8 protein-coding genes are annotated in these 15,549 nt (G+C 42.7%); all 8 read left to right on the top strand.

Annotated elements, in window-relative coordinates:
- Positions 1–17: 17 nt before the first annotated feature.
- The 8 genes from OCK74_RS24030 (at position 18) to OCK74_RS23995 (ending at position 15,542) form a co-directional block, all read left to right on the top strand.
- The gene (locus OCK74_RS24030; RefSeq protein ID WP_279299651.1) at positions 18–2,393 is read left to right on the top strand and encodes a YyaL domain-containing protein; all 2,376 of its coding nucleotides are present in this window, start codon (positions 18–20) and stop codon (positions 2,391–2,393) included.
- Between the two features lie 21 nt (positions 2,394–2,414).
- Positions 2,415–3,806, top strand: coding sequence for a hypothetical protein (locus tag OCK74_RS24025; protein WP_279299650.1), 1,392 nt, complete (start codon positions 2,415–2,417; stop codon positions 3,804–3,806).
- 77 nt (positions 3,807–3,883) lie between these two features.
- Positions 3,884–5,170 carry a DUF4185 domain-containing protein gene (locus tag OCK74_RS24020; protein WP_279299649.1) on the top strand — a complete coding sequence of 429 codons (1,287 nt, stop codon included), beginning with the start codon at positions 3,884–3,886 and terminating at the stop codon, positions 5,168–5,170.
- A 23-nt stretch (positions 5,171–5,193) separates the two neighbouring features.
- Entirely contained in the window at positions 5,194–7,005 is a 1,812-nt protein-coding gene (locus OCK74_RS24015) for a right-handed parallel beta-helix repeat-containing protein (RefSeq protein WP_279299648.1), read from the top strand.
- 17 nt (positions 7,006–7,022) lie between these two features.
- The gene (locus tag OCK74_RS24010; RefSeq protein WP_279299647.1) at positions 7,023–9,197 is read left to right on the top strand and encodes a glycosyl hydrolase family 95 catalytic domain-containing protein; all 2,175 of its coding nucleotides are present in this window, start codon (positions 7,023–7,025) and stop codon (positions 9,195–9,197) included.
- A gap of 60 nt (positions 9,198–9,257) precedes the next feature.
- Positions 9,258–11,504, top strand: a complete 2,247-nt coding sequence (locus OCK74_RS24005; RefSeq protein ID WP_279299646.1) for a glycoside hydrolase family 95 protein — start codon at positions 9,258–9,260, stop codon at positions 11,502–11,504.
- A complete protein-coding gene (locus OCK74_RS24000; RefSeq protein ID WP_279299645.1) occupies positions 11,504–13,831 on the top strand; it encodes a GH92 family glycosyl hydrolase in 2,328 nt (775 codons plus the stop codon). The genes OCK74_RS24005 and OCK74_RS24000 overlap by 1 nt, the downstream gene beginning before the upstream one ends.
- 10 nt (positions 13,832–13,841) lie before the next feature.
- Entirely contained in the window at positions 13,842–15,542 is a 1,701-nt protein-coding gene (locus OCK74_RS23995) for a family 43 glycosylhydrolase (protein WP_279299644.1), read from the top strand.
- Positions 15,543–15,549: the final 7 nt, after the last annotated feature.

Here is a 15,549-nt window from a genome sequence, read left to right as displayed (position 1 = left end):
ATATTGAATATTTTAAAATGAGAACAAGTATCATAAAATGGGGTTTGTTATTGTTGATAACAGGCTCCCTGCAACCAAAATTGAATGCGCAATCAGCAAATGATATCACGGTGCAGAAAATGCTGAAGTCATTAAGCGGTAGCATGCGGCTTTCCACAAAACAATATGAAGGAACCAACCTGGTGGCTGAACAGTTGTTTCAACAGGGCAGCTTGCAAACGAATACAGGAAATTGGCAACTGCAACTGCAAACTGCATCGGTGTCTGGTCACCCTGAAGCAATAGATGTTACTGCTGCTTATAAATTGCAAACTGGCACCGCCAATGCAACGGCAGTCACTGTTTCGTTTGATTTTAGTAACTGGACGCGCGATAACTATGTAATGGTTCCTGCGAGCATCTATAATGGCAATCGTTACAAAGCCATTGGCTATGGTTATAATCCTGATTATCCTAAGGATATGTATTATAACCCTTCAGTGCCGCTTACAATCTCCAATAACCCCAGGCTTTCAATAGAGACCGGAAAAGCATCCCTGGTTGAATTGCAAACAGGTAATACGGCTACTCCGGCAATGTGTTTCTATTCCCCAGCTGCTCAAAAGGGTTTTATTGTAGTAACAGATCAGCGGTCTAAATTTGGTAATCACGGCCTGACAATCGCTGAAAATGCGGCGCAGGACAGTTGCCGTTTCTCCATTTCTGTACCAGCCATGCGCAAACTGGCTACCGGGTTTGGTGATTTTCATCCCAGTGGCGACAAAGCTCCCAACTGGAAAGCCGGCGATGAGATGGCTTTACATTTCAGGTTATATGTTTTTGATGCAAAGAGTATTCCCGACCTGCTGACTGCTTTTATGAAGGTGAGAAAGGATTTCCTGGGCCCCAATCAGCCTCGTAATATCCTGCCAATGAGCAAGCAGGTAGAGGTGACAACTGCTATTAACAGTGGTAATTTTATTACAGTGCCGGCTGGTAGCTACTATCGCATGGAGAACAACAATCACTTCCAGTTAGGCTGGGTAGCCGGAATGATGAACACTTATCCCATGCTTGCTCTTAATAATGAAAAGGAACGCAATCGTGTGGCACAGGAAATAGACTTTGTGGTTTCCAAATTGCAGGGTAAGAGCGGATTCTTTTATGGCGGTATGACTGCTGAAGGTCAAATCAGACCTGAAAAGATGAGCCCTGCCTTTCCTGCTCTTCAGGCAATGGTGCGTAAAAACTGCGATGCGTTGTTATGGATGATGAAGCACCTTATGCTGTTCCGTGCACAGGGATATGGCTCTATGATAAAGCCCGAATGGGAAGAGTCTGCTAAAAAGCTAGCAGCGGCTTTTACCCGTACGTGGAAGCAACACGGTGAGTTTGGCCAGTATATTATACCCGAGACAGGGGAAGTGGCTGTTTTTAATTCCACGGCAGGTGCTATCGCGCCGGCAGGCTTAGCCCTTGCTTCAGGCTATTTCAAAAACAAGGAGTGGCTGCAAGTGGCTAAAGAGGCTGCCAATTATTACTACAACCGTGATGTTGTAAAGCAAGGTCTTACTGGTGGCCATTGTGGCGATATTTCAATGGATGCCGATGCAGAATCATCATTTGGATTCCTGGAATCGCTGATGGCATTGTATCATTATACTGGCGACAAAAGCTGGTTGAAAAAGGCTGAAGTACAGGCAGCCTTGTGTGCAACCTGGACCATCTCTTATGATCCTGAGTTTCCGGCCAATAGCCAGATTGGAAAGCTTGGATCTCACATGGCTGGAGCGGTTTGGGCCAGTATTCAAAACAAGCACGCAGCACCAGGGGTATGTACCTCCTCTGCTGATTATCTGTTTAAACTGTATCGTGCCACGGGCAATCCTCTGTATGCTGACCTGATCAGGGATATTCAGCATGCACAGACGGAGGCTGTAAATATGCCCCCCGACCATATTACAACCAATAACCTGGTGGGTAGCAGTATGGAGCGCATTCAGCTCAGCGATGCAGAAGGAAAAGGCGCCATTGGTAATTTTATCAATACACGCAACTCCTGGACAGAAACCAATGGAGTGCTGATGGCATTAGAGCTGCCTGGCATTTATCTGCAAACAGACAAGAAAACTTTGCGTGTTTTTGACCATGTAGAGGCAAAAATTGTAAAATCCGATGATGCAGGGCTGGTCCTTGTCATTGAGAATAAAACTACCTACGATGCCTCAGTTTCATTGTTTGTTGAAAACAGTAAGAATGCTGCTAAACCAATGGGATATACTGAATTCCTGAACTGGCCTAAAGTTTCTGTGAAAGCAGGTGAAAACATAAGAGTATTGGTTAATAAAAACGGTAAGGTATCGTCGTTACAGCCGTCAAAAACAGCGTTAGTTACTCATCAGAATATTAAATAAAAAGGCTTAATTAAAGGGCCCATGAAAAGAAGAAGTTTTGTAAAAACGGCAGGAAGTTTTGCCGTTTTTTTCCCCTGTGTAAAAGCTTTGGGCAGTATTGGCTTAGGAGAAGAAAACCATGATGATGTCGACGATCTAAAGATGAGGTGCATAACAGCCTTTAACAGATTTGAAACCATTTGGGAATTTAATGACTTCTGGAGAAGAGGTAACACTTTCGATGCATGTCTCAACTTTACAGATGCAGCGCAGCAAAGATGGCCGGATGATACGGAAATAAAATCGATGCAGCAGAAGGTAAACGTGATGCTCGAAAAAAACATGGCCTATTTCAAAAGCTTTGACCCCAGTGGTTTCTGGGCAGATGATTTTGGCTGGTGGGGGTTAATGGGGCTTAATGCAAGAAAACATTTGCTGCGCACAGGTTATACGGAATTAGCGGATAAATACCGGCAGCTTTCCTCCGATTTGTGCTGGAAACAGATGAAAGATCATGCTTATGATTTTTCGACAACAGCAAAACCGGTGCCTCATGGTTGCAGTAATGGAGATGCCAAAGGCATTCACAAAGGCGTAAAAAACACAGTAACCAATGTTTTGTTTTTTTTACTCTCTACACGCATTTATCGCCTGACGCTTGCAGAAAAAATCGGAGACAATGAAAAATACCTTGAAACAGCATATAACCAGTGGATCTGGTTTGACAGCTGGTTTCAATTGAAGCAATATGAATATCTAAAGAAAACCACTTCTGGTGGTGCACTGGTACAGGAACGGCCAACTGCTTTTTTTGATGGGTCCGGTTATACGGATATTACGCATCCAACCTGGTACAAAGGATGGGTATGGACAGGCGATCAGGGAATGTTACTGGCGGCACTTACCGATATGCTGGCCATCAAAAACAATATTGCTGATTGGTTAGCGAAAAATAAAAAAGAAGCGGATTTTAACGTAAAGGCTTTTGCTGATAAAGTAAATACCTATATATCACTGATTGCAAAAGGAATAAAAACAACCTTGATTAGTGAGAAGGATAATATCATTCGCGAAGCACCTTTAGTAGCAAATATGGGCCCTGAGTTTGGTAGCGATTACCTGGCGGGCCGTGGTATTATGATGCGGTACCTGGGAACACTTAATAAAAGAACTACGGGTATTGATTTTAAAAATAACATTAAAGAAACTGCAAACGCTATATGGCAAACACGTGATGCTTCAAACAACCAGTTCAAGCCCGAATATACAAATGTTGAAAACGATAAATTGTACATACAGCAATTTAAAAATCAATGGGGGAGCGCTGATAATATGCTGAAATGGGATATAGAAAAGACGAATTTGCAGCAAAGGTTAGGTGTTTGCCAATCAATAGGTCTTGATGCATTAGGCGCAACAATTCGACTTATGTAAGTTAACTAAGTTAAAGCAAGGAACGATCCAGGAAATAATTACGAAGAATGGTTTATTACCGAAATAAAAATATGCAGATGAGAATTGTCAGTTTATTTTTTGCATTAGTGCTTGGCTTTATAGCAGCTCTTGGCCAAAATAGAAGGGTTCAGGAAGCAAAAGTTTGGCCATCACAAGTGCCTGCGAATTGTCCGATAGACAAGTCAAAAAAACTTGCAGGACTTGCTTTTACCGGACGTTATACGTCTTATAGTAATGCAGATACATGGTATCCGTCGTGGGGATCTGATGGTCGGCTATACTCGCCTTTTACTGATGGAAACGTTACGGGCTTAGATATTAATGGAAAGGAAGTAACTGTGAAAGCTTTTTCCGGAGGCAAAGCAGCTGTTGTTGGACATGCTATAATTACAGGTGACGACCCAATGCATCTTACCATTACTGAGCCTGGCCTTATTGCAGGAAATCCTGCACCCTATGGAGGACGTTATCCCTGCGCTTCTCTGTACAAAGATGGAATTTGGTATATAGGAACGTATGCATTAAATAATGCTTCTTATGGGCTCAATTGGCCTATCTGTGGTCCATTTGCAGGTTTTCATATTTCAAAAGATAATGGCAAGACCTGGATAGTTTCACCGCTTTCTTGTAAACCGGAGAAAGGGCTTTTTCCTGAGCCGACAGCATTGAATGGACCAATTAAATTTGGAGTACCGCATGTAGTGGACTTTGGAAAAAATATGGAAAACACTCCCGATGGCAAAATGTACATGGTAGCACATGGTTCATTACAAAAAGATCAGGAAGACCGTAAAGCAAACCTTAGTTGGATTACAGGCGATCAAATTTATCTATGCCGGGTTACGCCTTCACCCGAAACAGTTAACGATGTGAAAGCATATGAATATTTCGGAGGTCGCACAGCCACAGGAAATGACATTTGGACAAATGATTTATCGCAAGCAAAACCAATTCTTGATTGGAACAATACTTGCGGCGGCGCAACGATTACATATAATAAACCGTTGAAAAAATATTTGATGTGCGTTACCAATGGCGGGAATACGCAGAGTATGTACGATTCTTACATTCTTGAATCAAACAACATTACCGGTCCGTGGAAGATGGTGACCTACATGAAAAATTTTGGAACACAAGCTTACTTTTTGAATATCCCTAGCAAATTCATTAGTCCCGATGGACGTTCTTTCTGGCTTTGTTATTCGGCAAATTGGGAAAATCAAATGGGAAAAAATTATGCGTCTATACCTGCCGGAGGTTCCTATTCAATGACTTTGCAGCAAGTACTTTTGCTTACTTCAAAAGAGGCAGCTAAAATGCCTGTATTGGAAGTCGAAAAGTAAAAAAATATTAAATTAAAACCACTTTGAAAATACAACATCTCTTATTAGCCTGCCTTGGATTAGTAGGATTACAAACCGGGGCTTTTGCTCAAAAAATTATCAACGCTGCTGACTTTGGCGTAAAAGCGAATAGCCCAAAAGATGCAGGGCCCGGAATCCGTAAAGCCATCGAGGCTTGTAAGAAAACAGGAAAGGCTATCCTGGTTTTGCCTGGTGGCCGTATTGATATCTGGCCTGACAATGCAGTTAAGCGTGAGTTGTATATTTCCAACTCTACCGAAAATGACACCCTGCCCAAGATAAAGAGCATTGCTTTCCCATTTGAGGGCTGCAATAACATTACGCTCGATGGAAACAATACCTTGGTGGTTTTGCATGGCAAAATGGTTTCGTTTGCCATACTCAATAGTGTGAACATGAAGGTAAAGAATATCAGGTTCGATTATGAAAGACCTACCATTTCAGAGTTAACGATTAAATCAGTATCGGATACTGCCATCGAAACTGTGATTCACCAGGATTCAAAGTATGCAATTGACAGTGGGCGGATTAGTTTTTATGGCGAGGGTTGGAAGGTTAGGAATTATCATACGATTGTGTTCGACCCCTCCAGGGAAATCATGCGGTATAGCAACTTCGCACCATTCCTGGCAAGCAAGGCTGTTGAAACGACCCCTTTTCAGGTAAGGTTTGAAGGGAAGTTTGCAAAAACTAATTTTCGCCCTGGCGATGTGCTCACTTTCAGAGACCCTTATCGCGATAATTGTGGTGCATTCATTTCCCGTAGCAGGAATATTGAATTGGAAAATGTAAAAATGTATTTTATGCATGGACTGGGAATTGTGTCCCAGTTTTCAGAAAATATTTCATTACTGAAAGTGGCTGTGGCGCCCCGGGAAAACAGTGGCAGGATCATTTCTTCCTTTGCAGATTGCTTCCATTTCTCAGGATGCAGGGGATTGGTGAAAATTGATAGTTGCCTCACATCTGGCTCACACGACGACCCGGTGAATGTGCATGGTACCCATTTGCAAATAACCGCTATCGATGAAGCCAAAAAGATCAAGGTTCGCTTCATGCACAATCAGACCTATGGCTTCGAAGCTTTTTTTGCCGGCGATAGCATCGCTTTTATCAACCCGAAAACACTCATGCCGCTAGGAAAAGCAAAATTAAAAGCAGCTAAACTCCTGAACAGGCGGGAAATGGAATTAGAAGTAGTTGGCGAATTACCCTCTTTTGCAAGCACTGGTCTTTGCATTGAAAACCTAACCTGGACGCCTGAAGTAGTGATTCGTAATAGCCGTTTTGAACGGACCAATACCCGAGGCTTGTTATTGACTACCTCCAGAAAAGTAATAATTGAAAATAATGTTTTTCACCGCACGGGTATGTATCCTATCTTGATTGCAGATGATGCTTCAAGCTGGTTTGAGTCAGGTTCTGTTCAGGATGTTACCATACGTTATAATACATTTGAAGATTGTGGCAATAATTCAGGTGGGGCTATCAACATCGCTCCCGAAAACCATGAATTAATGGCAGGCAATTTTGTCCATCGTAATATTCGGATTATTGACAACACTTTTAAAGTATATAAAGATGCTGTATTGTCTGCGCGCAGTGTGGACAATCTTGAATTTTCAGGCAATAAAATAATGTTCACTAATTTCCTGGGAAGTGGAAACAGCAAGCCTTCCATCAATTTAACCGCTTGTAAAAATGTGGTCATTAATAAAAACAGTTTTGATGCAGCTGGACAGCCTGTGATCATTACTTCAAAAATGACAGAAAAAGATTTGAAAACAGACCTGGATGTGAAACTCATGAATTAGCAATGCAAATGAATTGTATGAAAAGAACACTGAGCTTGATTTGTGCTTGTGGATCACTGTTTATGTCTGGCAATCTTCATGCTCAAATTAAATCGGCAAAACAAGCTGTCGGTAAATTTCAAAATGTGTTTACTGCGCCTCCTGCAAAAACACCTGGATCGGTATCGGTTGATGGGCCCCTGCTGGGCAATGGTTCTACGGAAGTAGTCATATCCGGTCAACCGGAATTGCAAAATTATCACCTGGCCCGTAATGATTTCTGGCGTTTGAAATCAGGTTATGACAATGCTTTTCCTGCCGTGTTGGGCAACCTTAAAATCCAAATTCCGGAATTAACAGGTGCTTCTTACCGCATCGAACAGCAATTATACAATGCTACTACAATCTCCAAATTCAGCAAAGGAAATACAGCAGTAGAAATTCAATCGATAGTGGCTGCTGAAAAAGATTGGGTATTGATTGATATTTCTAATAAAGGCAAAACGATCGTTAAGGGAAATGCATTGTTGGAGGTTTTTAAAACCAAGGGTCATAAGTTTCCAGATACATTGGCAGATGGCATCAAGGATGGATTGCAATGGATACAACGTGGGTTTGAAAAAGATGTGGATATTAAAACAACGGCAGTTGCAGCTGTTAAAATATTGGGACATTCTTCAGGAGAGTTTTCTGTTGCTCCGGGACAAAAAGTTACGATCGTGTGCGCTTTGACAAGCAATTTTAAATCACCTGATTGCTTAAAGGAGGTGCAACAACAAGTAGGAAAGGCCACACTGCCAATTATTGCTAAAGTCCGTAAAGATCATTTGGCCTGGTGGAGCAGATATTGGAATGAAAGTTTTGTGGATATCGAAGATTCGGTGATCGGAAGCCAGTACTATAAATCACAATACAACATGGCATCATGCAGCCGTGATCCTAAATTTCCTCCGGGAATTTTTGGTTGGGTGACAAAGGAAATTCCGGCATGGAATGGTGATTACCACCTCAATTATAATTACAGTGCCCCCTTTTATGCATTGTTTTCATCCAATCACTTAGAGCAGACGGTGCCCTATGAAACTCCCTTGATTGATTATATGCAAAGGGGTAAGTTTTATTCCTCAAAGCTTACTTCAATTCCTGACGGAATATTGTATCCTGTAGGTATTGGGCCTTTAGGTATTGAAACTGTTCGGACAAATGCAGATAATGCATTGTTTTTGGGGCAAAAAAGCAATACAGCCTATTGTGCAACTGTTTTGTCAATGAAATTTTACAGAACATACGATAAAACGTTTACTCAACGGGTCTATCCTTATGTTAAGGCCACGGCCATTTTTTGGCAACATTATTTGAAAAAAGATAATGACCGTTATATTATTGAAAACGATGCTGTACATGAAGGCACACACGGCACACTAAATTCTATTCTTTCATTGGGGTTGGTTCCTATGGTATTGAAAACGGCAATTGATATGAGTGTCTTATTGGGTGTTGATAGTGATTTGAGAGGTGATTGGCAGGAAAAATCAGATCATGTTGCGAACTATACGATGCAGGTGCGGAATGGAAAAACTGTTTTCAGGTACAGCGAAAAAGGTACGGATTGGTGGCAAGATAATACACTGGGCATTCAACACATTTATCCTGCAGGACAGATCGGGTTGAACAGCGATCCTAAGCTTTTAGAAATAGCTTCCAATACAATTAGTGAAATGAATCGTTGGCAGGATAATAATGGCTCCAATAGCTTTTTTCCTGCAGCAGTTAGGATCGGTTATAATGCAGATACAATTTTGAAAAAGCTTCATGATTACAGTTTGCATACCTATCCCAACGGATTTCAGCTCAATAATCCTCATGGTATCGAAAATTGTAGCACCGTTCCAAACACGATCAATGAAATGCTGTGTATGTCCAATCAGAATGTGTTGCGGGTTTTTGAAGTGTGGCCGAAAGAAAGCAATGCATCCTTTTCAAATATCAGGTGTGATGGCGCTTTCCTCGTGTCTTCAGTATTGAAAAACAGATCGGTTGGGTATGTAAAGATCCTTAGTGAAAAAGGGTATAGCCTTGTATTGCAGAATCCATGGCCAGGCAAGGTATTGCAGATAAAAAGTAATAAAAGATCTACTTTGAAAACAAGTGGTGCCCAGGTCAGTCTGCCTACATTGGTAGGTGAAGAGTTAATGATAAAACCTTTATTATAGTTCTGAAAATGCCTTCTTGTACATGAAACTTTTTATAGGGAGGCTTCTTAAAGCTTGTTTATGAATCAATTTAAAATGATAAAAAGAATAGGAACTGCATCAGTGATGCTTTGGTTACTGTTTGGCTCAATGATAGCTAATGCTGGTAACGGAAATGAAATGAAGTTATGGTATGCGCAACCTGCAAAGTCCTGGGATACCGAAGCATTGCCGATTGGAAATGGAAGGATGGGAGCCATGTTGTTTGGTGAGATGAACAAGGAACACATTCAGTTTAATGAACAAAGCCTCTGGTCGGGCGATAACAATTGGGATGGAGGGTATTCAACCGGAGACCGTGGATTTGGTTCCTATCGCAACTTTGGAGATATCTTTATTGATTTTAATAATGTAGGTGAAGCGAAGTCTTATCAACGCTCTTTAGACATCATCACCGGCATTCATACCACTACCTTTGAAAGCAACGGTATCAAGATCCATAGGGAAGCCTTTGCCAGCTACCCCGATCAGGTGCTTGTTTTTAGATATACGGCCAATAAAAAAGGTACTTTGTCCGGAAAGATTTCTATGACATCGGCCCAGGGAGCAGCGATTGTTGCCCAAAATTACGCGCTGACCTTTTCAGGCGTAATGCCAAACTTATTAAAATATGCTGCCAAACTTCAGTTGGTGAATGAAGGCGGCTTTATTAATGTGGTAGGGAACAACCTTGTCTTTGAAAATTGCAACTCCTTCACAATTTACCTGGACGCCCGTACCAATTATAAACCCGATTACAATGCTGGCTGGCGGGGTGCAGATCCTATGCCACTGATTGAAAGAGAACAGGCTGCTGCACAGCAATTAAGCTATAAAAAATTATTAAGTCGCCACTTAAATGATATAACCCATTTAACCGCTGCTGCTTCCATTGATATTGGAAAGACAGCCGACTCATTACTTGCCATGCCTACGGATATACGCTTAAAGAAATATGCAGCAGGCGGCGCTGATCCCGACCTGGAAGAAATGATGTTTCAGTATGGTCGTTATCTGTTGGTTGGTTCTTCCCGCCCAGGTGGTTTACCCGCTAATTTGCAAGGTTTATGGAACAATAGCAACACCCCCCCATGGGCAAGTGATTATCATAACAATATCAACGTACAGATGAATTATTGGGGGGCAGAATCTACCAATCTTTCAGAATGCCATATTCCCTTAATAGATTTTATTGTTGCAGCACAAGAGCCTTGCCGCATTGCTACCCGTAAAGCATTTGGTGCCAATACCCGTGGGTGGACTGCACGCACCAGTCAAAGCATTTTTGGCGGCAATGGTTGGGAATGGAATATCCCTGCCAGTGCCTGGTATGCTCAGCATGTTTTTGAGCATTGGGCCTTTACAAATGATAAAACCTACCTGGAAAAAACAGCTTATCCCATCTTAAAAGAAATCTGTCAATACTGGGAAGATCGTTTGAAGAAATTGCCTGATGGAACCTTGGTGGTACCTAATGGATGGTCGCCTGAACATGGCCCAAGAGAAGATGGTGTCATGCATGACCAGCAATTGGTTTGGGACTTGTTTCAAAATTACCAGGAAGCTGCAAAAGCGCTGGGTGTTGATGCCGAATATCAAGCAAAAGTGGCCGACATGCAACAGCACCTTGCCCCCAATAAAATCGGTAAGTGGGGACAATTGCAGGAGTGGCAAACAGATCGCGATGATCCAAATGACCAGCATCGGCACACCTCTCATTTATTTGCTGTTTATCCTGGGCGTCAGATTAGTCTTACAAAAACACCTGAACTGGCGCAGGCAGCCATTATTTCACTGCGCAGCAGGAGCGGCAACTATGGAAAAAATATAAATACTCCTTTCACCGTAGAATCAACAATCGGTGATAGTCGTCGCTCATGGTCATGGCCTTGGCGTTGTGCCATGTGGGCGCGTTTGGGTGAAGGCGAGAAGGCTGGCATGATGATCAGGGGATTGTTAACCTATAACACAACTGGAAACCTATATACTACTCATCCACCCTTTCAGACGGATGGAAACTTTGGTATTACAGGTGCAATACCTGAAATGCTGTTGCAAAGCCATGCCGGAGAAATACACCTGTTGCCTGCCATTCCGAAAGAATGGACTAGTGGATCATTCTCTGGATTAAAAGCTCGTGGAGGTTACACCGTTGATTGTAAATGGAATGATGGAAAGGTGATAAGTTACCGGATCTATTCAAAAACTCCTCAAAAAGTGAAGGTGCGTGTGAACGATGAAGTGAAAGAAATAATTTCTGAAAAAAAAACTAAAATAAAGTATATATAATGCTATTGTTAAACCCTCTTCGCTTATCTAGGCGTTGTTCTTTAACATTGGTATTAATAATGTTTATTCAGTGTATTGGACAGGCACAACGTTTACCGGTTGATTATGTTAATCCTTTTATTGGTGCCAGCACCAGTGCAATGAAAGCAGGCGATGCAGCGGGATTGGGTAAAACCTTTCCCGGTGCAGCTACGCCCTTTGGTTTGGTTCAGGTAAGTCCTAATACAATTACCGGTGGTGATAATGGTAGTGGGTACAGTCATGAACACCAAACCATTGAGGGGTTTACTTTTACACAAATGAGTGGCGTTGGCTGGTATGGAGATTTGGGAAATTTCCTTGTAATGCCCTCTGTTGGTCCATTGAAAACCAATGCAGGTAGGGAAGGAGGGAAAGCCGGCTATCGTTCACATTATGACAAGGCCACTGAAAAAGCAAGTGCCGGTTATTATTCAGCTATGCTTACCGATTATCATATCAAGGCAGAAGCTACGGCTGCTCCGCACAGTGGTATGTTGCGGTTTACTTTTCCGAAGGATCAGCAATCTCGCATCCAGGTAGATTTGGCACGAAGAGTTGGAGGCACTTCTACCGAACAGATGGTGGAGGTTGTAAACGATAGAACCATCAGGGGCTGGATGAAATGTACTCCGGATGGTGGGGGCTGGGGCAATGGAGATGGCCATCCCAACTATACAGTTTATTTCTATGCAGAGTTGAGCAAACCTCTAAAGAAGTTTGGTGTTTGGTCAGCAGATATCCCGGATGGTATGAGGCGCAAGCGAGAGAACGTAACAAGCGATGCCTATCAGGAATTAGTGGCCAATGCTAAAGTGTTGCCTGGTGCTAAGAAAATGCAGGGCAGGCACCTCGGCTTTTATAGCGAATTTGCCACCCGTGATAAGGAACAGGTGATGATAAAAACAGGCATCTCATTTGTGAGCATGGAAGGTGCACAGAAAAACCTGCAGGCTGAAATAAAAGATTTCAACTTTGATGCCATACATAAAAAAGCCAGGCAACTGTGGAGTAAAGCTTTGGAGAAAGTAAAAGTAACAGGTGGTACGGAAGAGGAAAAGCATGTGTTTTATACTGCCTTATACCATACCATGATTGATCCTCGCTGTTATACAGATGTTGATGGCCGTTATGTTGGCGGAGACAATAAAGTGCATCAGACAGATAAGTTTGTAAAACGAACCATCTTTAGCGGTTGGGATGTATTTAGAAGTCAGTTCCCATTGCAAAACATCATCAATCCTGCCGTGGTAAATGACATGGTCAATTCGCTGGTGGAACTGGCTGATGAAAGTGGTAAGCAATACCTGGAACAATGGGAGTTTCTGAATGCTTATAGTGCATGTATGATCGGCAATCCTGCTGTGTCGGTATTGGTGGATGCATATAACAAAGGCATCAGGAATTTTGATGTGGCAAAGGCTTATCGCGTTGCCAAAAATTCCTGTGAGAAGTTTGGTAATACAAAAAATGGCCAGTCTGAGGGAATATCTCTAACCTTGGAATATGCCTATTTTGAGTGGTGTCTTTCCCAACTGGCAGACAGTTTACACCTTGCTTCAGATGCAGGTTTATACCTGCAGCGCTCGCAGAGCTACCGCAACATTTTCGATACTTCTATCCATTGGTTCCGCCCAAAAGACAAGGATGGTGCCTGGAGGCCAATGCCTAAAGAGGGCATCTTGGCTATGGGCTTCGGTAGCGTTGAATGTAATCCTTTACAGCAGGGCTGGTTTGTACCACATGATGTTGATGATTTGGCTGGCTTACTCGGTGGTAAGCAACAGACGCTCCTGGCATTGAATCGCTTTTTTGAACTAACGCCTGAGCGGATGAACTGGAATGATTATTACAATCATGCCAATGAGCCTGTGCATTTGGCTCCATTCATGTTTAATAAACTGGGGGCTCCATACCTCACCCAATATTGGGTAAGAGAGATATGCCGGAGAGCTTATCATAATGCCGTGGAAGGTCTGGTCGGAAATGAAGATGTTGGTCAAATGTCGGCCTGGTATGTGTTGGCAGCCAGTGGGCTTCATCCTTCCTGTCCCGGCGATAACAGGTTCGAAATTTTCAGTCCTGTATTTGACAAAGTAGAAATACAAACAGATGCCCATTATGCTAAAGGGAAGAAGTTTACCATCATTGCTCATCACAACAGTACAACCAATCGCTATATACAGTCGGCCCGCTTAAATGGTAGTCCCTATAATAAATGCTATATCGATTTCAACAGCCTTGTGAATGGAGATGTGCTGGAACTGGATATGGGTCCCGAACCCAATAAACATTGGGGAAATCTATAATGAATTACTTATGACAAAGCTATTATGGGCTCTTGCTTTCACAATCGCTATTCTGGCAACTGCTCAACAGGCAACTGCTCAACAGGCTACCGGCAGCTTTTGCAATCCATTGAACTTGAATTACCGCTTCAGCTATGATTCGCCTGCCTATCGGGAGGCAGCTGATCCAGTGATGCATATTTATAAAGGAAAATACTTTCTGTATGCTTCAAAGTCCGGAGGGTATTGGTATTCTGACGATATGTTAAACTGGGTCTATCGGCCAAGCACGACGCTTCCTGTGGAAGATTATGCCCCTACAGTTGAAACGATTCATGATACGGCCTTTTTTATCGCGTCAAAGGGAAAGATGAAAATATACTACAGTACCAATCCTTTGGAAGATAATTGGAAAGTGTATAATTCCCTCTCAATTTCCATGACTGATCCTGCTCTGTTTAAAGATGATGATGGCCGTGTATATTTTTACTATGGTTGCTCCAGTAAAGATCCAATCATGGGGATAGAGCTTGATCCTAAGCGTCGGCTGGATACCATTGGTTCGCCTCTGGTGCTGATACAGCATAATTTCAAAAAGTATGGTTGGGAAGAACACGGAGAGCTGAATAATAATGGAAAAGATGGCTGGAATGAGGGGAGCTGGATGAACAAGCATAACGGGAAATATTACCTTCAATATGCTGCGCCGGGAACCGAGTTTAAAGTATATGGTGATGGTGTTTATGTATCCGATAAGCCTTTGGGGCCATTTACTTATATGCCGAATAGTCCGTTCTCTTATAAGCCCAGCGGGTTTATCAATGGTGCCGGGCATGGTTGTACTTTTAAGGATAAGTACGGTAACTACTGGCATATTGCCACGATGGCAATTTCTGTTCGCCACATGTTTGAGCGTCGTCTCGGTCTGTTCCCTGTATTCTTCGATGCTGATGGACAATTACATTGCAATACTGCCTTTGGCGATTATCCGATGCAAATAGTAAATCGTAAAATGAATTTCGAAAAAGAAAGCTTGTTTACCGGCTGGATGCTGTTGTCATACAACAAGCCAGTGACCGCTTCTTCCGAAATGCCGGGTCATGCGGCTACTATGGCTAATGACGAGGAAGCGCGCAGTTGGTGGTGTGCTGCTTCCGGTAACAGTGGCGAATGGTTACAAATGGATTTACAACAGCTTTCCACTATCCGCGCCATCCAGGTAAACTTTGCCGACGAAGGGGCGCGCCTGAAAGCAGGTATGCCGGTAAAACCATATCAGTACAGCATTGCCGCTTCCTCCGATGGTAAACAATGGAAACTGATTGCTGATAAAACGGCTAATACTGTCGATGTCACACACGATTATATTGTATTACCGCAAAGCATAAAGGCCCGGTTTGTAAAAATCACCAACCACCAGGTACCCGATGGGGCTTTCTCGCTTTCTGGCTTCAGAATCTTTGGCAAAGGAAATGGCAAAGCACCTCAGGCAGTGAAAGAGGTAAGTGTGCAACGTGATGCTTCTGATACTCGCCGTGCAACCATTCAATGGAAACCATCGCCTGGTGCCACTGGCTATGTTATCTATTTTGGAAATGAAAAAACCAAGCTCTATCACTCTGTGATGTTGTATGGAAAAAATACCCTGGACTTGCCCGGCCTGAACAAAGACGTACCCTATTTTTTCCGTGTAGATGCCTTCAATGAAAATGGAATTACCAAAGGAAACTAACCTCTTT

The organism is Paraflavisolibacter caeni (assembly GCF_025628885.1).
GTDB lineage: Bacteria > Bacteroidota > Bacteroidia > Chitinophagales > Chitinophagaceae > Flavisolibacter > Flavisolibacter caeni.
This window is presented reverse-complemented; position numbering and strand designations above follow the sequence as displayed.